Origin of the sequence: Pseudomonas agarici (assembly GCF_001543125.1) — a bacterium.
Taxonomy (GTDB): Bacteria; Pseudomonadota; Gammaproteobacteria; order Pseudomonadales; family Pseudomonadaceae; genus Aquipseudomonas; species Aquipseudomonas agarici.
On sequence record NZ_CP014135.1, the window covers coordinates 2,067,876 to 2,088,970 of the forward strand.

The 21,095-nt window shown below is 60.4% G+C and carries 16 protein-coding genes; 14 read left to right on the forward strand and 2 right to left on the reverse strand.

What is annotated here, in order from left to right; all coding sequences use genetic code 11:
- The first annotated feature begins 861 nt into the window (after window positions 1-861).
- The 7 genes from acs (at window position 862) to argR (ending at window position 8,671) form a co-directional block, all read left to right on the forward strand.
- Window positions 862-2,817, forward strand: a complete 1,956-nt coding sequence (gene acs, locus AWM79_RS09125; RefSeq protein WP_060782666.1) for an acetate--CoA ligase — start codon at window positions 862-864, stop codon at window positions 2,815-2,817.
- A 577-nt stretch (window positions 2,818-3,394) separates the two neighbouring features.
- Window positions 3,395-4,171, forward strand: a complete 777-nt coding sequence (locus AWM79_RS09130) for an ABC transporter substrate-binding protein (protein WP_017131575.1) — start codon at window positions 3,395-3,397, stop codon at window positions 4,169-4,171.
- A 90-nt stretch (window positions 4,172-4,261) separates the two neighbouring features.
- The gene (locus AWM79_RS09135) at window positions 4,262-4,951 is read left to right on the forward strand and encodes an ABC transporter permease (RefSeq protein ID WP_060782667.1); all 690 of its coding nucleotides are present in this window, start codon (window positions 4,262-4,264) and stop codon (window positions 4,949-4,951) included.
- On the forward strand, window positions 4,948-5,646 hold the full coding sequence (locus AWM79_RS09140; protein ID WP_017131577.1) for an ABC transporter permease: 699 nt from the start codon (window positions 4,948-4,950) through the stop codon (window positions 5,644-5,646). The genes AWM79_RS09135 and AWM79_RS09140 overlap by 4 nt, the downstream gene beginning before the upstream one ends.
- A gap of 2 nt (window positions 5,647-5,648) precedes the next feature.
- Entirely contained in the window at window positions 5,649-6,761 is a 1,113-nt protein-coding gene (locus AWM79_RS09145) for a succinylglutamate desuccinylase/aspartoacylase family protein (RefSeq protein WP_017131578.1), read from the forward strand.
- A gap of 28 nt (window positions 6,762-6,789) precedes the next feature.
- Window positions 6,790-7,554 (forward strand): ABC transporter ATP-binding protein, encoded by a 765-nt coding sequence (locus AWM79_RS09150; protein WP_017131579.1) that lies wholly within the window; start codon window positions 6,790-6,792, stop codon window positions 7,552-7,554.
- A 124-nt stretch (window positions 7,555-7,678) separates the two neighbouring features.
- On the forward strand, window positions 7,679-8,671 hold the full coding sequence (gene argR / locus AWM79_RS09155; protein ID WP_026013131.1) for a transcriptional regulator ArgR: 993 nt from the start codon (window positions 7,679-7,681) through the stop codon (window positions 8,669-8,671).
- A gap of 163 nt (window positions 8,672-8,834) precedes the next feature.
- Here the strand turns inward: argR and AWM79_RS09160 are convergent, their stop codons facing one another.
- Window positions 8,835-9,374, reverse strand: coding sequence for a winged helix-turn-helix domain-containing protein (locus AWM79_RS09160; RefSeq protein WP_017131581.1), 540 nt, complete (start codon window positions 9,372-9,374; stop codon window positions 8,835-8,837).
- Window positions 9,375-9,446: 72 nt separating this feature from the next.
- The gene (locus tag AWM79_RS09165) at window positions 9,447-12,665 is read right to left on the reverse strand and encodes a type III effector HrpK domain-containing protein (protein WP_060782668.1); all 3,219 of its coding nucleotides are present in this window, start codon (window positions 12,663-12,665) and stop codon (window positions 9,447-9,449) included.
- Between the two features lie 655 nt (window positions 12,666-13,320).
- Here AWM79_RS09165 and AWM79_RS09170 point away from each other — a divergent pair.
- The 7 genes from AWM79_RS09170 (at window position 13,321) to astE (ending at window position 21,072) form a co-directional block, all read left to right on the forward strand.
- Entirely contained in the window at window positions 13,321-14,541 is a 1,221-nt protein-coding gene (locus AWM79_RS09170) for an aspartate aminotransferase family protein (RefSeq protein ID WP_017131583.1), read from the forward strand.
- A 161-nt stretch (window positions 14,542-14,702) separates the two neighbouring features.
- Window positions 14,703-15,719 (forward strand): arginine/ornithine succinyltransferase subunit alpha, encoded by a 1,017-nt coding sequence (gene aruF, locus AWM79_RS09175; protein WP_017131584.1) that lies wholly within the window; start codon window positions 14,703-14,705, stop codon window positions 15,717-15,719.
- A 72-nt stretch (window positions 15,720-15,791) separates the two neighbouring features.
- On the forward strand, window positions 15,792-16,817 hold the full coding sequence (astA, locus tag AWM79_RS09180) for an arginine N-succinyltransferase (protein WP_017131585.1): 1,026 nt from the start codon (window positions 15,792-15,794) through the stop codon (window positions 16,815-16,817).
- Window positions 16,814-18,280 carry a succinylglutamate-semialdehyde dehydrogenase gene (gene astD, locus AWM79_RS09185; protein ID WP_167375456.1) on the forward strand — a complete coding sequence of 489 codons (1,467 nt, stop codon included), beginning with the start codon at window positions 16,814-16,816 and terminating at the stop codon, window positions 18,278-18,280. The genes astA and astD overlap by 4 nt, the downstream gene beginning before the upstream one ends.
- 67 nt (window positions 18,281-18,347) lie before the next feature.
- Window positions 18,348-19,694, forward strand: coding sequence for an N-succinylarginine dihydrolase (astB, locus tag AWM79_RS09190; RefSeq protein WP_017131587.1), 1,347 nt, complete (start codon window positions 18,348-18,350; stop codon window positions 19,692-19,694).
- A 65-nt stretch (window positions 19,695-19,759) separates the two neighbouring features.
- Window positions 19,760-20,047, forward strand: a complete 288-nt coding sequence (locus tag AWM79_RS09195) for a hypothetical protein (RefSeq protein WP_017131588.1) — start codon at window positions 19,760-19,762, stop codon at window positions 20,045-20,047.
- A 17-nt stretch (window positions 20,048-20,064) separates the two neighbouring features.
- Window positions 20,065-21,072: a succinylglutamate desuccinylase gene (astE, locus tag AWM79_RS09200; protein WP_017131589.1), complete on the forward strand. Its 1,008-nt coding sequence runs from the start codon at window positions 20,065-20,067 to the stop codon at window positions 21,070-21,072.
- Window positions 21,073-21,095 lie beyond the last annotated feature (23 nt).

Below are 21,095 nucleotides of genomic sequence, written 5' to 3' on the forward strand. Positions count from 1 at the left end.
CCGGCGTTGGCGCCCTTGACCGTTACTTCGCCTTCTTCTTTGTCGAATTCGTCCCAGCTCAGCATGACGTGTCGTCTCCTGCGTGAGGGCCTGTCGTCCGTGTGAAAACACTGATGATGGGTTTTTCACACGGCCCAACGGCCGCGTTGGATAGATGGAATTGTTTGCCGCCCTGGCTATGCAAGTAAAGCTACGCAGGCAAACAACGGAAAATGTGTACGAGGCCCTCAAGGGGCGAATGGCACAGGGAAGGGCGTCTGTTCCTGCAATGGTGCCAGCGTGAGAGCGCTACCTTGCAGGGGGTGTTGCGAGCCCGTTTACCGAGACATTATAAGGGCTTTTTCCGCTCAATGGTGTGACGGATTCTGACCTCCTGAGTGCTTTTCGGGATGCGGCTCAGGCTTGCAGGGCTTTGGCGGCAAAAGAGTTTTTTGTCGGGAGAAGGATTTTGCGACGCTCGGCCCCCGGCAAGCCCAGCGGTCGGCTCGTCGACGAGGCCGCGAGCGAGACAATGTCAAGTTTGAATTCGAATGAATAACCTGCGTGGAACTATCATCCAGTTAGTTCGCAGGTTTAGTTGGCAAAGTTGCTTTGAAGAGTGTGCAAGCCGTTCATATAGAAGGGTTTTTGATAAAAGTTAGTGACAAAGTTTGTCATAATCCTCAAAAAACGTCTCGCCTGCCCCCAAATCCAGGCTATTTTCATCAGGCCTGAAAAGGTTGCAGGCGGCGTGCTTGGGCTTTGCCAGCAGTTAATACAATGATTTGTAAGGGGTGTTACTACCATCGTCGAATGGCCCACCCGAGTCAGCCCGGCTACAACAGGGTCATAAAACAACAACTATCCACCGAGGTAAGAAAGATGAGTACGGCTTCCCTGTACCCCGTTCGTCCCGAAGTCCTGGCGACTACGCTGACCGACGAGGCGACCTACAAGGCGATGTACCAGCAGTCGGTCGTCAACCCTGACGGCTTCTGGCGCGAACAAGCCAAGCGTCTCGACTGGATCAAGCCTTTCACCACGGTCAAACAGACGTCCTTCGACGATCACCACGTCGATATCAAATGGTTCGCCGATGGCACCCTGAACGTTTCCTCTAACTGCCTGGACCGCCATCTGGCCGAACGCGGTGATCAGGTTGCGATTATCTGGGAGGGCGACGACCCAGCCCACTCACGCAACATCACCTATCGTGAACTGCACGAACAAGTCTGCAAATTCGCCAACGCCCTGCGTGGCCAGGATGTCCATCGCGGCGACGTGGTGACCATCTATATGCCAATGATTCCCGAAGCTGTGGTTGCCATGCTGGCCTGTACCCGCATCGGCGCGATTCACTCGGTGGTGTTCGGCGGTTTCTCGCCGGAAGCCTTGGCCGGTCGGATCATCGACTGTCGTTCAAAAGTAGTGATCACCGCTGACGAAGGGGTTCGCGCTGGCAAGAAGATCCCGCTCAAGGCCAACGTCGACGACGCCCTGACCAACCCGGAAACCAGCAGTATCCAAAAAGTCATCGTGTGCAAGCGCACTGGGGGTGACATCAAGTGGAACCCGCGTCGCGACATCTGGTTCGAAGACCTGATGAAAGTGGCGGGCAGCGTCTGCGCGCCAAAAGAGATGGGCGCTGAAGAAGCGCTGTTCATCCTCTACACCTCTGGCTCCACCGGCAAGCCCAAGGGCGTTCAGCACACCACGGGCGGGTACCTGCTGTATGCCGCCCTGACCCACGAGCGGGTATTCGACTACCGTCCGGGCGAAGTCTACTGGTGTACCGCCGACGTCGGCTGGGTCACTGGCCACACCTATATCGTCTACGGGCCGCTGGCCAACGGTGCGACCACCGTACTGTTCGAAGGCGTGCCGAACTACCCGGATATCACCCGGGTGGCGAGGGTCGTCGATAAGCACCGGGTCAATGTCCTTTACACGGCACCGACGGCGATTCGCGCGATGATGGCTCAGGGCTCGGCTGCCGTCGAAGGGGCCGATGGCAGCAGCCTGCGCCTGCTCGGGTCGGTGGGTGAACCGATCAACCCGCAAGCCTGGGACTGGTACTACAAGCAGGTCGGCAAGTCCCGTTGCCCGATCGTCGACACCTGGTGGCAGACCGAGACCGGCGGCAACATGATGAGCCCACTGCCGGGCGCCCATGCCCTCAAACCGGGTTCGGCGGCGCGGCCGTTCTTCGGCGTGGTGCCGGCATTGGTGGACAACCTGGGCAATATTATCGAAGGGGCGGCCGAGGGTAACCTGGTGATCCTTGATTCGTGGCCGGGTCAGGCGCGCACTTTGTACGGCGATCACGACCGTTTCGTCGACACCTACTTCAAAACCTTCCGCGGCATGTACTTCACCGGGGATGGTGCTCGGCGTGACGAGGATGGCTATTACTGGATTACCGGTCGTGTCGATGACGTGCTGAACGTCTCCGGCCACCGCATGGGCACCGCCGAGATCGAAAGTGCCATGGTCGCCCACCCGAAAGTCGCCGAAGCGGCGGTGGTCGGTGTGCCCCATGACATCAAGGGCCAGGGTATCTATGTGTATGTCACTCTCAACAACGGTGAGGAACCGAGCGAGGCGTTGCGCCTGGAGCTGAAAAACTGGGTACGCAAGGAGATCGGGCCGATTGCCTCGCCAGACGTTATTCAGTGGGCGCCGGGGTTGCCGAAGACCCGTTCGGGGAAAATCATGCGCCGTATCCTGCGCAAGATCGCCACGGCGGAATATGATGGGCTGGGTGATATCTCCACCCTGGCCGATCCGGGCGTAGTGCAACACTTGATCGATACGCACAAGACCATGAGCGTCGCCTGAGGCGATTCGAAGTGATCGGGCCTCGTCCGGCGTCAGTCGGGCGAGGCCCTTTTCTGTTTGAGGTGGTTTTCTGAAGCGATTGAATTAAAAAGAGCTAAGTGTCGGTTTTTGCCGTAAGACGTTTCAGGTTGTTACCCTGGCATCGTCAAGTAACCAAATATGTCACCTGTCGTCCATCACCAGGACAAAGGGAAACGCTTACGTTCATATTGTGGGTTGCATGGCGTGTCGAAAAAATGTCGTTGCACGCTGTGCTTGCCGGAATAGAGGGCTTTGCGAATAATAGGCCCGATATTTGCTGCATAGATCGGTTCTCTGTGTTTTCCCTTCGCATAAAATCCAAAAACTGTCAATGTGCCGGATCGGCATTCTCGATGCTTCTGTAATTAGTTGTCGCATTGAAGAAATATCGACTTCGGGCCTGTCGTTAGAATGCCCATCATTCGCTCGTCATTGTTTGGACCGAATTCGAATCAGTCCCTATTAGGACGCAGCACCGCTATCCCGATTTAACCCATCCGCATGTTGGGCTCACGCTCACTCTGCTGTTTTTGCCCTTTACCGATGGAGTCCTAAGATGAAGAAACTCGTGCTGCTTGGCGCCCTGGTACTGTCCGTGCTGTCGCTGCCGACGTTTGCCGATGAAAAACCTCTGAAGGTGGGTATCGAGGCGGCTTACCCGCCGTTCGCCTCCAAGGCGCCGGATGGCAGCATCGTCGGTTTCGACTACGACATCGGCAACGCCCTGTGCGAAGAGATGAAGGTCAAGTGTGTCTGGGTCGAGCAGGAGTTCGATGGCCTGATCCCGGCACTCAAGGTGCGCAAGATCGACGCGATCCTATCGTCCATGTCGATCACCGATGATCGCAAGAAGTCTGTCGACTTCAGTAACAAGTACTACAACACCCCGGCGCGCCTGGTGATGAAGCAAGGCACCGTAATCAGTGACAACCTGGTCGAACTCAAGGGTAAGAATATCGGCGTGCAGCGTGGCTCGATCCACAATCGCTTCGCCGATGAGGTCCTCAAGCCGCTGGGTGCCCAGATCAAACCTTACAGTTCGCAGAACGAGATCTACCTGGACGTGGCTGCTGGCCGGCTCGATGGTACCGTGGCCGACGCCACCCTGCTGCAGGACGGCTTCCTGAAAACCGATGCCGGCAAGGGCTTCGCGTTCGTCGGTCCGCAATTCACCGACGAAAAGTTTTTCGGTGACGGTATCGGCATTGCTGTGCGCAAGGGGGACAAGGTCAATCTCGACAAGCTCAACGCCGCAATCGCCGCGATCCGTGCCAACGGCAAGTACAAGCAAATCCAAGACAAATACTTCGACTTCGATATTTACGGCAAGTAAGTCATCGCGGCAGTTCGTCCGAAATGGCGCAAGCCACAGGCTCCCTGAGGTTTGCGCCATTTTTTCATCCGTGTTTCGAGGACCTCAATCATGTTGAAAGGCTACGGGGCGGTTATCCTCGATGGCGCTTGGCTGACGCTTGAGCTTACCTTGTCGTCCATGGCCCTGGCCATTATCCTGGGACTGATCGGGGTGGCGTTGCGCCTGTCGCCGGTGCGCTGGCTGGCCTGGCTCGGCGATTTGTACGCCACGGTGATTCGCGGGATTCCCGATCTGGTGTTGATCCTGCTGATTTTCTACGGCGGCCAGGACTTGCTCAATCGCGTCGCGCCGTTGCTCGGTCATGACGACTATGTCGATCTCAATCCCCTGGCGGCCGGTATCGGGACCTTGGGCTTTATTTTTGGGGCCTACCTGTCGGAAACCTTTCGCGGCGCTTTCATGGCGATTCCCAAAGGCCAGGCCGAGGCCGGCATGGCCTACGGCATGAGCAGCCTACAGGTGTTTTTCCGGGTGTCGGTGCCGCAGATGATTCGTCTGGCAATTCCCGGCTTCACCAACAACTGGCTGGTATTGACCAAGGCCACCGCGCTGATTTCCGTGGTGGGCCTGCAAGATATGATGTTCAAGGCCAAGCAGGCGGCCGATGCAACCCGTGAGCCTTTCACTTTCTTCCTGGCAGTGGCGGCGATGTACCTGGTGATCACCAGCGTCTCTTTGCTGGCATTGCGTCACCTTGAGAGGCGCTACTCGGTAGGCGTAAGGGCGGCTGATCTATGATTTTCGACTACAACGTCATCTGGGAGGCCATGCCGCTTTACCTCGACGGTTTGCTGACCACCCTGAAGCTGCTGGCTTTGTCGTTGCTGTTTGGCTTGCTGGCGGCATTGCCGCTGGGCTTGATGCGGGTGTCCAAACAGCCGCTGGTGAACATGAGCGCCTGGCTTTACACCTACGTGATCCGTGGCACGCCGATGCTGGTGCAACTGTTCCTGATCTACTACGGCCTGGCCCAGTTCGAAGCGATACGCGAGAGCTTCCTCTGGCCCTGGCTGTCGAGCGCGACCTTCTGTGCGTGCCTGGCCTTTGCCATCAACACCAGTGCCTACACCGCCGAAATCATCGCCGGCAGCCTCAGGGCCACGCCCAACGGCGAGATCGAGGCGGCGAAGGCCATGGGCATGTCGCGCTATAAGATGTATCGGCGGATCCTGCTGCCATCGGCCTTGCGCCGGGCGCTGCCGCAGTACAGCAACGAAGTGATCATGATGCTGCAGACCACCAGTCTGGCCTCCATCGTGACCTTGATCGATATCACTGGCGCCGCTCGTACCGTCAACGCGCAGTATTACCTGCCATTCGAAGCCTACATCACCGCGGGTGTGTTCTACCTGTGCCTGACCTTTATCCTGGTGCGCCTGTTCAAGCTGGCCGAGCGCCGCTGGCTGGGCTACCTGGCTCCACGGAAGCATTGAGTATGGAACGTATCGATCATGTCTTGCCCTGGGGCAGCCTGGGCACCGAGCGCCAGCTTTCGGTGTTTCGTTTCGGCAGCGGTGAGCGCAAGGCCTATATCCAGGCCAGCCTGCATGCCGACGAACTGCCGGGCATGCGCACCGCCTGGGAGCTGAAGAAGCACCTGGCCGCGCTGGAAGCCCGGGGTGTGCTGAAGGGCGTTATCGAACTGGTGCCGGTTGCCAATCCGCTTGGTCTCGGGCAGTTGCTGCAAGGCAATCACCAGGGCCGTTTCGAATACGCCAGCGGCAAGAATTTCAATCGTGACTTCGTTGAGCTGACCGAGCCGGTGGCGGCCCTGGTGGGCGATAAGCTGGGGGACGATCCCCATGCCAACGTCCAACTGATCCGCCAGGCCATGCGCGAGGTGCTGGCCGCCTTGCCGCCAGCCACCAATCCGTTGCAGGGGATGCAACGGGTCTTGCTCGGTCATGCCTGTGACGCCGATGTGGTGCTGGATCTGCATTGCGATTGCGAGGCGGCGGTGCACATGTATGCCCTGCCACAACACTGGCCGCAGTGGCGCTCCCTGGCGGCGCATCTGAACGTGAAAGTGGCGCTGCTGGCGGAAGAGTCGGGCGGTACCTCCTTCGATGAGGCCTGTTCGCTACCTTGGCTGCGGTTGTCGCGACAGTTCCCGCAAGCAGCGATTCCCCTGGCGGGCATGTCCACTACCCTGGAACTGGGCGGCCAGGCCGATACCGGTCGATCCGAGGCCCAGGCGCATGCCGAAGGCATCCTCGCATTTCTCGCCGAGCAGGGCCTGATCGGCGGCGAGTGGCCAGTGCCACGGCATGAGGCCTGTGCAGCCATGCCGTTCGAAGGCACCGAGTTGCTCTATGCGCCCCATGCCGGGGTAGTCACCTACCTGTGTCCGGTGGGCAGTTGGGTCGAGCCGGGCGAGCCGCTGTTTGAGGTGATCGATCCTTTGTCCGACCGGGTCAGCACCGTGTGTGCCGGCATAGCCGGTGTGTTATATGCCGTGGAGCGGCTGCGTTACGCCCAACCCTCGATCTGGCTGGCCAAGGTGGCGGGGTGTGAGCCCCTTCGCCACGGGCGCCTGCTTAGCGACTGACCTGACTGTTTTTGTGAGAACCGACCGCATGTACAAGCTTGAAGTCCAAGACCTGCATAAACGCTATGGCAGTCACGAAGTGCTCAAGGGTGTGTCTCTGGCCGCCCAGGCCGGTGATGTGATCAGCATCATCGGTTCCAGTGGTTCCGGCAAAAGTACCTTCCTGCGCTGCATCAACCTGCTGGAACAGCCCCACGCTGGGCGCATCCTGCTCAACAATGAAGAGCTCAAGCTGGTGGCGGGCAAGGACGGCGCAATGAAAGCGGCTGACCCGAAGCAACTGCAGCGCCTGCGCTCGCGGCTGTCGATGGTGTTCCAGCATTTCAACCTATGGTCGCATATGACCGCCCTGGAAAATATCATCGAAGCCCCCGTGCATGTCCTGGGCGTATCGAAGAAAGAAGCGCTGGAAAAGGCCGAGCACTACCTGAACAAGGTCGGCGTGGCCCATCGCAAGGACGCCTATCCGGGCCATATGTCCGGTGGCGAGCAGCAGCGTGTGGCGATTGCGCGGGCGTTGGCGATGGAGCCGGAGGTCATGCTGTTCGATGAGCCGACCTCGGCCCTCGACCCGGAACTGGTCGGTGATGTATTAAAAGTGATGCAGGCCCTGGCCCAGGAAGGTCGGACCATGGTCGTGGTGACCCACGAGATGGGCTTTGCCCGTGAAGTCTCCAATCAACTGGTGTTTCTGCACAAAGGCGTGGTGCAAGAGCGGGGCAATCCTCGCGAGGTGTTGGTCAACCCACAGTCCGAGCGTTTGCGGCAATTCCTGTCAGGCAGCTTGAAATAGTCGCTGCTTTGTATGCTGCCGTTGTGCGCCCAAATAAGTCATGCTGCGCACCGTGCGCGGTGTGGTCTACTTTGAATTGGCTGCCCTCGGCTTTTCACTCTGTTCTGTTTTCGGATTGCATGCCATGACTGCCCATCGAATTGGTTTCCTGATTTGGCCCGGCACTAAAGCGTTGACGCTGGCGCTGGCCGAGGAGGCCTTGCGCGTCGCTCAGCGCGTGCATCCGGAGGTTGTCTACGAGTTGTCGTTCCTGCGGGCAGAGGTATCCACCGAAGGCGTACCGGCTGGCGCCTGGCAACTGCCGGGCGAGCCCTGGGTCGGTAAGCTCGAAGGTTGTCAGAAATTATTCCTGCTGGCCGATGAGCCGCCGACGGTGTTGGCGCCGGCACTGAGCAGTGCGCTCAAGCAACTGGTGCGCGCCGGTTGTGTGATCGGTGGCTTGTCTGCCGGTGTCTATCCATTGGCGCAGTTGGGGTTGCTCGATGGCTATCGCGCCGCGGTGCATTGGCGCTGGCAGGATGATTTTACCGAGCGTTTTCCCAAGGTGATCGCCACCAGCCATCTGTTCGATTGGGATCGCGATCGCCTGACAGCGTGCGGCGGGATGTCGGTGCTGGATCTGTTGTTGGCGGTCCTGGCTCGTGACCATGGCGCTGAGCTGGCTGGCGCGGTGTCTGAGGAGTTGGTGGTCGAGCGCATTCGTGAGGGCGGCGAGCGGCAACGCATTCCGTTGCAGAATCGCCTGGGCTCCAGCCATCCCAAACTCACCCAGGCGGTGCTGCTGATGGAAGCCAATATTGAAGAACCGCTGACCACCGACGAAATCGCCCAGCATGTCTGTGTCTCCCGTCGGCAGTTGGAGCGGATCTTCAAACAATATCTCAACCGGGTGCCTAGCCAGTACTATCTGGAGCTACGCCTGAACAAGGCCCGGCAGATGCTGATGCAAACCAGCAAGTCGATCATCCAAATCGGCTTGTCTTGTGGCTTCTCCTCGGGGCCGCATTTCTCCAGCGCCTACCGTAACTTCTTCGGTGCCACACCGCGGGAAGATCGCAACCAGCGGCGCAGCAGCAGCCCGTTCGAATTGTCCTCGGTGCCTTCCGAGCGCGGTTGAGCCTAGTGGCCTGTGTGGTTAGTTCTATGAGTCAATTTCGGCGCCCTAAATCCCTGGCTTGCGTTGCTGTTCCTCGCCATAGCCCGGCTATGACTCGTCACAGCGCCTTAGCCATGAACTTATGGCATCCGAACTTGAGCTAACGAACTCACCGTACAGGCCACTAGAACATTGTCGGCCTTTCCCGATACAGGTCGTCCCGTAATCGCGTGCCGGGGTTTGAATACGCCAGGCTCAGGTTGACGTTGACCTGATACTGGGTGAGCGCCCGTGGCAGGAAGCTGGCGGCATGGTCGGACTTGGGCTCGATGGTGATGGTCCGGGAGGCCGGGTGCAGGGCGGTCGGGGTGACGAAACGATAGCCGCGTCCCGCTACGGTGACGATATGCGAGGCATGTTCATCTTCATCCAGAGCCTGGCGCAACATACGGATCTGGGTGCGTAGGTTACATTCCTCGACAATCGCCTTGGGCCAGACCAGGGCAATCAGTTGTTTCTTTTCCAGTAGCTCGCCGGCACGTGACGCCAGGCAGATCAACAGCAGCATGGCCCGGCTACCGAGCGTGATGCGTTCGCCGTCCTTGAACAGTGCCTGTTGCCAAGGCACCAGCTTGAAAGGCCCGAAATGGATTTCATGCTCCAGGTTGTCCGTTGTGTACACGGCATCCTGTGCCGGAATGTTAACGATATCGCTGGAATTCATGGTGTTACCTTTTTACGTGAGCAGTTGGACGGGGAGCGGTCGCCACGGGCAACCGCTCTTACTTTCGGGGTATCAGGTATTGATCGCCGGGATGGGATCCTCCGGATAGTCGCCGGGCTGTTCAGGTCCGCCGGTCAGGTCGTATTGCTTGAGGATCGGCACCATTTCGCCGTAGAACTTCTCCTGCTCTTTGCCACGGGCGTCGGCCAGGGCAAAGGGCAGGAAGGCACTGGCGATACCACCGACGATCGCACCGCCGATGCCGAGCACGCCGCTGAGGGAGCCGGCGACGGCAGCGATATCGCTGAAGCCGAACAAGCCGGCACCGCCTTCGATCAGGCTGGCCGTCGCGGCACCGGTGCCGAGGATGCCACCGGCCAGGTTGAAGGCGCCACTGAGGGGTTCCCCGTGAGCGAGGCCGTCGACGCCGCCCACGATGCCCACGATGCCACCGATAAAGCTGCCGGCACCGCCGACTATCTTGCTAACGCTGCTCAGTTTGGCGATGGCGTCGGCGCTCAGCGGACCCTTGCCGGTCAGTTCGCTGGTCGGGAAGGCACCAATGCCTTCGCCGACGTTCTTGTTGATATCCCAACTGGTGCCAAAGCCGAACTCCTTGGCGTATTTGGTGCCGCCTTCCATCAGCAGGCCGGCGAACTGCAGGCCCGCCGAGACGCGATTGGCATCAGCGATCGGAGTGTTGCTGCCGGTGGCGGAGCGAGCGATCAGCACGCCTCCGGCGAGGATACCGCTGCCGATATGCATCAGGCCCTGCTTGTAGGCGTCAGTCACATTGCCCAACTTCAAACCGTCGATGGCTTTAGGTAGGACGTCGATGATCTTGTCGTTCTGGCGCCCGATGTCCCATACCGAGCGCATCATACTGATCACTTGCGAAGGATCGATCTTGCTGCCGTCGGCCGCAGTAAACAGTTGCGGGTCGGCCTCGGCGGCAGAGTTGAGCGCCGCAGTGACCTTGGCCTCATCGAAATTGCCATTGGCATCGCCGAGCGTGATGTTGAGGCTGTTGCTGTCGGCACTGTTGACCAGGGCTTCGGACAGCGCTTCGTTGAAGTTGACCTGCAGGATCTGGGCGTCGCCCGAGGTGGCATTCGGCCCAAGGAAGGCCTTGAAGGCCGAGGCGCTGGCGGTGAAGCTGCTGGCTGCCGCCACCGGGTCCGTGCCGCTGGCGAGCATATCTTTGAACGCTTGGCCAGAGACGAAGTCGTTCTTGTAGGTGTTGTAGAGGTTGTCCATCTGCCCGGATTTTTCGGCGATGGCATGCAGGTCCACTTTGCCGTCACCGCCCAGCGCGAGGTTGGCGATAGTGATGTCGTTGGCCGCGTTCTGCAGCGCGGTACCGGGTGGCACTGGCTTGTCGTCCGCATCCTTGGCGTCGAGGTTGGTGTTGAGGACGTTGCCGGTGTCCAGTTGGGTGGCCTTGTAGGATTGCAGGGCAATCTTCAGGTTCGGGTCGCTGCTGACGATATTCTGCAGCGCCGGGCCCCGCTTGTTCTGCATGAAAGCCTGGACGTCATTGTCGGCCATCAGGGTATGGATCGCGTCCTGTAGCTGGCCCTTGATCTTGTCCTCGTTGGGGTTGAGCCCCTTGTTGGGCGAGGTGTACTTGTCGAGCAGGCCGGTGTGATTATCCTTGTAATCGCTGATGGTCAGCCGGGTTTGGGCGTCAGTCAATTGGGTGAGTACTGCGGCCTTGGTCTTACCGTCGTAGTTTTCCGGGTGTTGCAGCACATCGGCGTTCAGCTTGGAGGTGTCGACATCCGCCACTGCGTCGCGCACGGCCGCGCCGTCGAGGAAGATCAAGGTGTCGGAGTCGGTCTTGGGCGCTTGTTTTTCCATCCAGGCACCGATGTTGTCGCGCACGATGATCTTGTCTTCGTGGTACAGCACCGGATCGTCGCCACCCAGGTCCAGGGAGCGCATCATCCCGGGGTGCGACCAAAGATCGGCGGCGCTGGTCAATTCCGAGCTCAGGCCCGGGTCGCTCGCCAGGCCCGTCAGGTTGTCGATATGGATCTCGCCCTTGTTCTCCCGTTGGTCGCTGCTGCCGGGGGTCATGTTCGGACCGGCACTGGCGACCAGGGAGTTGTTGGCCATCAGGATCGCCGCTGGCTTGGCGTTAGCCTTGGCCAACTCGTCAGGATTGCCGCCGAGGAACGCCGTATAGGATTTCGTGGCGGCGGAGAGATCATCCTTGGCGTTGTGGATAAAGTGATCGACATCGGAATGAGTGATCACCCCATCGGCCTTGCCCCGGCCACCGCTGTCCAGTGCGGCCATCAGTGACGGACTGCTGGCGACATATTTGAGCGCGGCCTGAGCCTCGGGCGGCAGGGTGGTCGGCGGGTTGGCGAAGTCGATCGGGGTATCGTGCAGACCCCAGGCATCCCAGTTTTCCGAGATCATTTCCGATGCGGCGATCGGTCGGTTCAGGTCGAGTTCTTCCTGGGTCGGCTGGGCGCCGGTATTGCCGGTGATCTTGTCCCAGTCCTTGGCGCCGGCGGCGTGGCTGGATCCGTCGATCCAGCTATTGTCACTGGTGCCGGGGGCGCCGGAGAGGCCTTTGTATTCGTTGACGGCCTGGTTGTAGATCTCCGGAGCAATGTCCTTGGCGGCGATGATTTTCTGCCCGGAGTCGGTTTCATAACGGATCAGGCCGGGGCCGATTTCTTCAGGCGCCCCTACCAGGCGCATGCCGTCGAAGGTTTCGTTGGGAGCAGCCAGACGATAACCCTCGGCTTCGCTCTGGTTGATCGCGAGTTGCTTCTCGCGGTCCTGACTGACCTGGGTGAATAGCGTCGGGTTGTCCTTCTGACTGACCACGACTTTTTCGCCGCTGAGCGTCTCGTAGCGAATCAGCCCTGGGCCGACCTCGTCGACGGCGCCGATCCCCTTGTAGTTTCCCAGGCCGGGGGCGACGGTGCTGCTCTCGGCTGGCACGTAACCGTCCTTCTGGCTCTGGATGATACCGGCTTCGTGGGCGCCGTTCTTCTGGTCGCGCTGGTATTGATTGAGCACCTGCTTGTACAGGTCCGGGTCGTCTTTTTCCTTGACCGTCACCGGCTTGTCGCCGTCGCGCGGCGTGTAGGTGATGCTACCGTCCTTGGGCGGCTGGATATTCTGGAAGGGCTCGGGAAGGCTGGCGCCACGGATCTTTGACGGGTCGAAGATCGGTCGGTCGCCGGCCTGGGCCAGCGCAATCTCGAACTTTTTCTGGGCAGAATCGACCTTGCGGTCGATGGGGGCGGTGGCGTTGCGTATGGCAGTCATGCAGAACCTCCCTGAGGATCACTTTCCGGGCACACGACCTCGCTCCGGCCCTGCCGCGAGCGGCGCGGGCTGAGGGGGCGCGAGTGTGTGGTCGGGGTTATCGGGCTGCTGTGAGCAACCCGCCGCTTGAGCGGGGGCCTGCTCATGAAGCCCTAGGCGTGTGTATATTTGGTTACAAATTCTGCGGGCTAATTGCCGGCTACAAGCGCTTTAAACAGCGGAGCCGGAGGGGGCAATGTGGGCTTCGGGGTGGCTGGCGGATGGCTGGCGGCCTTGGTGCAAAAGGCCATTTATCGCGGGCTCCGAGGGAGGGGGAGCGCTCGGCTGGGGCTCCCGAGAGAGTGGCCGTGCGAAGGTCGGTCTCTGGGTTCATGCCTTTCGAATTTTCCACTCGAATTCACAACATTTCACAAAAATTCACACTGCGAAGATCGTCAGTCGAAAATCTCATTTCGTAGGCTCTGCATCAAAAGGGCCCCACCGTTTAAACTGCGCCTTTGCGATGCTATTTGTCGCATTGCCGACAACCTCGGCAAAACCCGGTTTGGCGCTATAAGAAGTTGTCGCTTGGCGACAATGCCGGACTGAAATCTGTCCTTACAATCCCCCCATCGCTCGCCAGTTTCAGGCAGGCGTACCTCTTCAGGAGACTCCGATGTCCGTTGAGCAAGCTCCGGTGCAACGCGCCGATTTCGACCAGGTAATGGTTCCCAACTACGCCCCCGCGGCTTTTATTCCCGTGCGAGGGGCGGGCTCTCGAGTCTGGGACCAGGCGGGGCGGGAGTTGGTCGATTTTGCCGGCGGGATTGCGGTCAATGTCCTGGGCCACGCGCATCCGGCGCTGGTCGGTGCGCTGACCGAGCAGGCCAACAATCTGTGGCACGTATCCAACGTTTTCACTAACGAGCCGGCCTTACGCCTGGCCAAAAAACTGGTGGACGCGACCTTCGCCGAGCGCGTGTTCTTTTGCAACTCCGGTGCCGAAGCCAACGAAGCCGCGTTCAAGCTGGCCCGTCGCGTGGCATTCGATCGTTTCGGTGCGGAAAAATACGAAATCATCGCTGCGCTCAACAGTTTTCACGGTCGCACGCTGTTCACCGTGAACGTCGGTGGCCAGTCGAAGTACTCCGACGGCTTCGGGCCGAAAATCACCGGCATCACCCATGTACCGTTCAATGACTTGGACGCGCTGAAAGCCGCTATCTCGGATAAGACCTGTGCCGTGGTGTTGGAGCCGATCCAGGGTGAGGGCGGCGTGCTGCCGGCCGAGCTGGCCTACCTGCAAGGGGCCCGCGCGCTGTGCGACCAGCACGACGCACTGTTGGTGTTCGACGAGGTACAAACCGGCATGGGCCGCAGCGGCAAGCTGTTCGCCTATATGCACTACGGCGTGACGCCGGACATTCTCACCAGTGCCAAGAGCCTGGGGGGCGGTTTCCCGATTGCCGCGATGCTCACCCGCGAAGCGCTGGCCAAGCACCTGGTGGTCGGCACCCATGGCACCACCTACGGCGGCAACCCGTTGGCATGTGCGGTCGGCAATGCGGTGATCGATGTGATCAACACCCCTGAAGTGCTCAATGGCGTCAATGCCAAGCACGCGGTATTCAAGACCCGCCTGGAGCAGATCGGCGCCAAGTACGGCCTGTTCAGCCAGGTTCGTGGCGTGGGCCTGTTGCTTGGCTGCGTGTTGGCCGATGCCTGGAAGGGCAAGGCCAAGGACGTGTTCAATGCGGCCGAGAAAGAAAATTTGATGATTCTGCAAGCCGGTCCGGATGTGATTCGTTTCGCTCCGAGCCTGGTGGTCGAGGATGTGGACATCAAGGAAGGCCTGGACCGTTTCGAGCGTGCCGTGGCCAGACTGACCCAGGGTTGATCGAGCCTGCTTGATCAACGCAAGCTTGATTGAAAGGTAGTAGCGCCGCCGTCGGCTCATGGAGTCGGCGACGCGCCGATTTTTTCGTGCCGGGCCAGCCCGGCATTTTTTCCTCTGTGTCGGCCGATTCAGCCGATCCGTTTTTAGTAAGGAGTGACACCATGCTGGTGATGCGCCCCGCGCAAATGGCTGACCTGGACGAGGTACGGCGTCTGGCCGCCGACAGCCCGATCGGTGTCACTTCCCTGCCGGACGACGAAGGCCGCCTGCGCGACAAGATCGCCGCGAGCGAAGCCTCGTTTGCCGCTGAAGTCAGCTTCAACGGCGAAGAAAGCTATTTCTTCGTGCTCGAGGACACTGCCACCGGCACGCTGGTCGGCTGCTCGGCGATCGTCGCCTCGGCCGGTTATTCGGAGCCGTTCTACAGTTTCCGCAATGAGACTTTTGTCCATGCATCGCGCGAGCTGAAGATCCACAACAAGATCCACGTGCTTTCCCAGTGCCATGACCTGACTGGCAACAGCTTGCTGACCAGCTTCTATGTGGTGCCGGAACTGGTGGGCTCGGCCTGGTCAGAGTTGAACTCCCGTGGTCGTCTATTGTTCGTCGCCAGTCACCCGGAGCGATTCGCCGATTCGGTGGTGACCGAGATCGTCGGCTATAGCGACGAGCATGGCGACTCGCCGTTCTGGGACGCCATTGGCCGCAACTTCTTCGACCTGAACTACGCCGAGGCCGAGCGCTTGTGCGGCGTGAAGAGTCGGACCTTCCTCGCCGAACTGATGCCGCATTACCCGATCTACGTTCCGCTGCTGCCAGACGCTGCCCAAGAAGCCATGGGACAAGTGCACCCGCGTGCGCAGATTACTTTCGACATCCTGATGCGCGAGGGTTTCGAGACCGATCATTACATCGATATTTTCGACGGTGGCCCAACCCTGCACGCGCGGGTCAGCGGGATCCGTTCGATTGCCCAGAGCCGCGTGGTGCCGGTGAAGATCGGTGAGAGCCAGGGCGGTGGTCGCCAATACCTGGTGTCCAATGCATTGTTGCAGGACTACCGCGCGGTGTTGTTGGCGCTCGATTATGCCCCCGGCAAGCCAGTCACCTTGGATCTGCAGGCCGCCGAAGCCTTGGGCGTCGGCGAAGGCGCCAGCGTGCGCCTGGTGGCGGTTTAAGGTCGGTATCGAAAGCAGCCTTACAGCGAGTTTCACGGGCGCCGTCTGTCGGCACCCGTTTGAGGAGATAGCATGATCGTTCGTCCTGTACGCAGCAGCGATTTACCCGCTCTGATCGACCTGGCCCGCAGCACCGGCACCGGCCTGACCACCTTGCCGGCCGATGAGCAGCGCTTGGCTCACCGCGTCGGCTGGGCGGAAAAAACCTTCCGGGGCGACGCTGGGCGCGGCGACGCGGATTACCTATTCGTGCTCGAAGACGACAACGGTCGGGTCGTCGGTATTTCGGCGATTGCCGGTGCCGTCGGCTTGCGTGAGCCTTGGTACAACTTCCGGGTCGGTCTGACGGTCAGCGCCTCTCAGGAGCTGAACATCTACCGCGAGATCCCGACGCTGTTCCTGGCCAATGACCTGACGGGCAACTCGGAATTGTGTTCGCTGTTCCTGCATGCCGACTACCGCAACGGCCTCAACGGGCGGATGCTGGCCAAGGCGCGGATGCTGTTTATCGCCGAGTTCCCGCAACTGTTTGGCAACAAGATCATCGCCGAGATGCGCGGTATGTCCGACGCAGCCGGGCGTTCGCCGTTCTGGGAGAGCCTGGGCCGGCACTTCTTCAAGATGGAGTTCAGCCAGGCCGACTACCTGACGGGTGTTGGCAACAAGGCTTTCATCGCCGAACTGATGCCGAAGTTTCCTTTGTATACCTGCTTCCTCTCCGAGGATGCCCGAGCGGTGATCGGCAAGGTACACACCGACACCGAGCCGGCCCTGTCGATGCTCAGGAGCGAAGGCTTCAGCTACCAAGGCTATGTCGACATCTTCGACGCCGGCCCAGCGGTGGCGTGCGAAACCGGCAAGATCCGTGCGATACGCGACAGCCAGGCGCTGGTGCTGGCCATCGGTACGCCAGGCGATGACGCCATACCGTTCCTGATCCACAACCGCAAGCGCGAAGACTGCCGCATCACCGCCGCTCCCGCACGATTTGCGGCAGGCACGCTGGTGGTCGACCCATTGACCGCCAAACGTCTTCAATTGAGCGCGGGTGATCAGGTCCGCGCGGTTCCGTTGTCTGTTTCTCGGGAGTCGAAATAATGAGCACGCTTTACATCGCCGGCCAATGGCTCGCCGGCCAGGGCGAAGCTTTCGAGTCGTTGAATCCGGTGACCCAGCAGGTACTGTGGTCGGGCAATGGCGCCAGCTCGGCACAGGTCGAGCTGGCGGTACTGGCCGCCCGCGAGGCTTTCCCGAGCTGGGCCCGGCGCAGCCTGGATGAACGCATCGTGGTGCTCGAAGCCTTTGCCGCCAGCCTGAAAAGTCACGCCGAGGAACTGGCCCGATGCATTGGCGAGGAAACCGGCAAGCCTCTGTGGGAGTCGGCGACCGAAGTGACCAGCATGGTCAACAAGATCGCCATTTCGATTCAGAGTTACCGTGAGCGGACCGGCGAAAAGAGCGGCCCGCTGGGTGACGCCACTGCAGTATTGCGCCACAAGCCACACGGCGTGGTAGCGGTGTTCGGCCCTTACAACTTCCCAGGCCACCTGCCCAACGGTCATATCGTACCGGCGTTGCTGGCGGGTAACAGCGTGCTGTTCAAACCGAGTGAACTGACCCCGAAAGTCGCCGAGCTGACCGTCAAATGCTGGATCGAGGCCGGCCTGCCGGCAGGCGTGCTGAACCTGCTGCAAGGCGCTCGCGAAACCGGTATTGCCCTGGCGGCGAACCTGGGGATCGACGGCCTGTTCTTCACCGGTTCGAGCCGTACCGGCAATCACCTGCACCAGCAATTCACCGGGCGCCCGGACAAGATCCTGGCCTTGGAAATGGGGGGCAACAACCCGCTGGTGGTAGATCAAGTCCAAGACTTGGATGCAGCGGTCTACACCATTATCCAATCGGCCTTTATCTCGGCCGGTCAGCGCTGCACCTGCGCTCGCCGCCTGCTGGTGCCGCAAGGTGCCTGGGGCGACCGCTTGTTGGAGCGTCTGGTGCAAGTCAGCTCGACTATCGAAGTGGGTGCGTTCGATCAGCAGCCGGCACCGTTCATGGGCTCGGTGATTTCCCTGAGCGCCGCCCAGGCACTGATGGACGCGCAAGCGCAACTGCTGGGTAATGGTGCCGTGGCGCTGCTGGCAATGACTCAGCCCCAGGCCGGTGCGGCATTACTGACACCAGGGATTCTCGATGTGACGGCGGTAGCCGGGCGTCTCGATGAAGAGTTCTTCGGGCCGTTGCTGCAGGTGATCCGCTATGCCGATTTTGACGCGGCGATTGCCGAGGCCAACAATACCCGGTTCGGTCTGGCGGCTGGCCTGCTGTCGGATTCCGAGGCGCGCTACCGGCAGTTCTGGCTGGAAAGCCGGGCCGGGATCGTCAACTGGAACAAGCAATTGACCGGGGCCGCGAGCAGTGCGCCATTCGGTGGGGTCGGGGCGTCGGGTAATCATCGCGCCAGTGCCTATTACGCAGCGGATTATTGCGCGTACCCAGTGGCGTCGCTGGAAACGCCAAGCCTGACGGCACCGGCCAGCCTGACGCCGGGTGTTCGGCTTTGACCTCGAAAGCGGTCGCCATGCGCAGATGATTTGATGCTTATAAAAACAGATTCGTGGAGCCTCGCCGATGAAATCCTTTGAAGTCAATTTTGACGGTCTTGTAGGCCCGACCCATAACTATGGCGGCCTGTCCTACGGCAACGTCGCTTCCCAGAGCAATAGCCAGCAGGCTTCCAATCCGAAGGAAGCGGCCTTGCAAGGTCTGGCGAAGATGAAGGCGCTGATGGAGATGGGCTTTGTCCAGGGCGTACTCGCTCCCCAGGAACGCCCGGACGTCGCTGCCCTGCGCCGGCTCGGCTTTGCCGGCACGGACGCGCAAGTGATCGAGCAGGCGGCCAGACAGGCCATGCCGTTGTTGGTTGCCAGTTGCTCGGCCTCAAGCATGTGGGTGGCCAACGCCGGCACCGTCAGCCCGAGCGCCGACACTGCCGACGGTCGCGTGCACTTCACGGCGGCCAACCTGAACTGCAAGTACCACCGCAGTATCGAACACCCGACCACCAGCCGTGTGCTCGGTGCGATGTTCGCCGATAGCAAGCACTTTGCTCATCACGTCGCCTTGCCTGCCGTTGCCCAATTCGGCGACGAAGGCGCGGCCAACCACACGCGCTTTTGCCGTGAATACGGTGAGGCCGGTGTCGAATTCTTCGTATTCGGTCGCAGCGCCTTCGACACCCGCTACCCGGCACCGCAGAAATACCCGGCACGCCAGACACTCGAAGCCTCCCAGGCAGTCGCCCGCTTGCATGGCCTGAGCGATGAGGGTGTGGTCTATGCCCAGCAGAACCCGTCGGTGATTGACCAGGGCGTGTTCCACAACGATGTGATTGCGGTGGGTAACGGCGAGGTGCTGTTCTACCATGAGGACGCGTTCCTCGACACCGAGCGGGTGCTCGCTGAGCTGCGCGACAAGTTGGCCAAACGTGGCGGCAACTTCCAGGCGGTCTGCGTGCCGCGCGCCCTGGTGACGGTGGATGACGCGGTACGCTCCTACCTGTTCAACAGCCAACTGCTGACCCGTGCCGATGGCACGATGCTGCTGATCGTGCCGCAAGAGTGCCGTCAGAACGAACGCGTCTGGCAGTACCTTCAGGGCCTCACTGGTTCCGCCGGGTTGATCCGCGAGGTGAAAGTCTTCGACCTCAAGCAGAGCATGCAAAACGGTGGCGGGCCGGCGTGCCTGCGTCTGCGTGTGGCGTTGAATGAAACTGAGCTGGCGGCGGTCAATCCAGGGGTTATCATGACCGCGCCGTTGTACGACACGCTGACCCAATGGGTCGAAAAGCACTACCGCGACTCCCTGCGCGAAAGCGACCTGGCGGACCCTCGGTTGCTGCTGGAGTGCCGGACGGCACTGGATGAACTGACGCAGATCCTTAAACTGGGCGCGGTTTATCCATTCCAGATCAATTGAAAGCGCACACCCGGCCTCCGACGGAAGGTCGGGGTCCGGCTTTTCCTCCAGATGAGAGCACCACCATGAGCGATACCCTGCAGTTGATCCTTGAAGACACCGATGGCACTCAACTGGAAACCTCCTGCACGCGCGTTGCCGTGATATGGCAGGGCAAGGAGTTGTGGATTCAGCATGACGGTCGCGGCCAATTGCTGATTGGTGTCGATGTCGAGGAAGGCGACGCCGAATACGCCAACCTGCTGCTTCGTCCATTGGCGACTAATCTTGTAAGTCTGCAACTGGAGATGGAACCGGCCGATGCCGGTGACGACGATCACGTGCACGGCCCCGATTGCAACCACGCTCACTGATCAAGGAGCAGCACCCTATGCTCGCCCTCGGCAAACTGCTTGAACTGACCCTCGCCGGTCGCGAACCGGCGGAGAAGACTCAACTGACGGTCGAAGGCGTGCGGATGCGCTGGCTGAGTGAGGGCGCGCTGGAAGTGCGGCCTCCCGAGGCCAGGGACAACGGGCTGGACCTGCTGTTGTCCGCCGGTATCCACGGTAACGAAACGGCGCCGATCGAATTGCTCGATCGCCTGTTGCACGACATTGCCCGAGGCGACCTGAAGCCTCGAGCGCGCATTCTGTTCCTGTTCGGCAACCCCGAAGCGATGCGTCGCGGCGAGCGTTATATCGAGCAGGACGTCAATCGATTGTTCAACGGTCGTCATGAGCAAAGCAGTGGCAGCGAAGCGTTGCGGGCCTGCGAGCTGGAGCGGTTGGCGGCGAGCTTTTTCAGCCTGGCCGATCGCAACCGCCTGCACTACGACCTGCATACAGCTATTCGCGGTTCGAAGATCGAACAGTTCGCACTCTACCCGTACAAGGAAGGGCGTGCCCATTCGCGAGGCGAGTTGGCCCGCCTGCGCGCCGCCGGCATGTCAGCGGTACTGCTGCAGAACAAACCTTCCATCGTGTTCAGCAGCTACACCTACGACAAGCTGGGCGCCGAATCCTTTACCCTGGAACTGGGCAAGGCCCGGCCGTTCGGCCAAAACCAGGGCGTTGACGTTTCCCGCCTCGAGCGTTGCCTCAAGCAATTGATCGAGGGCACCGAGGTGGCTGTGGACGGAAACCTCGATGGGCTGCAACTGTTCAGCGTGGCACGGGAAATCATCAAGCACAGCGATTCCTTCCGGCTGCACCTGCCGGCGGATATCGAGAACTTCTCCGAGCTGCCCAAGGGCTACCTGCTTGCCGAGGACCTGGCAAGCAGTCGCTGGGTGGTGACAGAGCCGGGCGCGCGGATCATTTTCCCCAACCCGAAGGTGAAAAACGGCCTACGGGCGGGGATTCTGGTGGTGCCGTCCGGCGCTGAGGGCTTGATTTAGCGGCTTATACGGTGAGTTCGTTA

Coding starts and splice junctions, on each gene's coding strand:
- acs (WP_060782666.1), top strand. CDS start 862: ATGAGTACGGCTTCCCTGTACCCCGTTCGTCCCGAAGTCCTGGCGACT.
- AWM79_RS09130 (WP_017131575.1), top strand. CDS start 3,395: ATGAAGAAACTCGTGCTGCTTGGCGCCCTGGTACTGTCCGTGCTGTCG.
- AWM79_RS09135 (WP_060782667.1), top strand. CDS start 4,262: ATGTTGAAAGGCTACGGGGCGGTTATCCTCGATGGCGCTTGGCTGACG.
- AWM79_RS09140 (WP_017131577.1), top strand. CDS start 4,948: ATGATTTTCGACTACAACGTCATCTGGGAGGCCATGCCGCTTTACCTC.
- AWM79_RS09145 (WP_017131578.1), top strand. CDS start 5,649: ATGGAACGTATCGATCATGTCTTGCCCTGGGGCAGCCTGGGCACCGAG.
- AWM79_RS09150 (WP_017131579.1), top strand. CDS start 6,790: ATGTACAAGCTTGAAGTCCAAGACCTGCATAAACGCTATGGCAGTCAC.
- argR (WP_026013131.1), top strand. CDS start 7,679: ATGACTGCCCATCGAATTGGTTTCCTGATTTGGCCCGGCACTAAAGCG.
- AWM79_RS09160 (WP_017131581.1), bottom strand. CDS start 9,374: ATGAATTCCAGCGATATCGTTAACATTCCGGCACAGGATGCCGTGTAC.
- AWM79_RS09165 (WP_060782668.1), bottom strand. CDS start 12,665: ATGACTGCCATACGCAACGCCACCGCCCCCATCGACCGCAAGGTCGAT.
- AWM79_RS09170 (WP_017131583.1), top strand. CDS start 13,321: ATGTCCGTTGAGCAAGCTCCGGTGCAACGCGCCGATTTCGACCAGGTA.
- aruF (WP_017131584.1), top strand. CDS start 14,703: ATGCTGGTGATGCGCCCCGCGCAAATGGCTGACCTGGACGAGGTACGG.
- astA (WP_017131585.1), top strand. CDS start 15,792: ATGATCGTTCGTCCTGTACGCAGCAGCGATTTACCCGCTCTGATCGAC.
- astB (WP_017131587.1), top strand. CDS start 18,348: ATGAAATCCTTTGAAGTCAATTTTGACGGTCTTGTAGGCCCGACCCAT.
- AWM79_RS09195 (WP_017131588.1), top strand. CDS start 19,760: ATGAGCGATACCCTGCAGTTGATCCTTGAAGACACCGATGGCACTCAA.
- astE (WP_017131589.1), top strand. CDS start 20,065: ATGCTCGCCCTCGGCAAACTGCTTGAACTGACCCTCGCCGGTCGCGAA.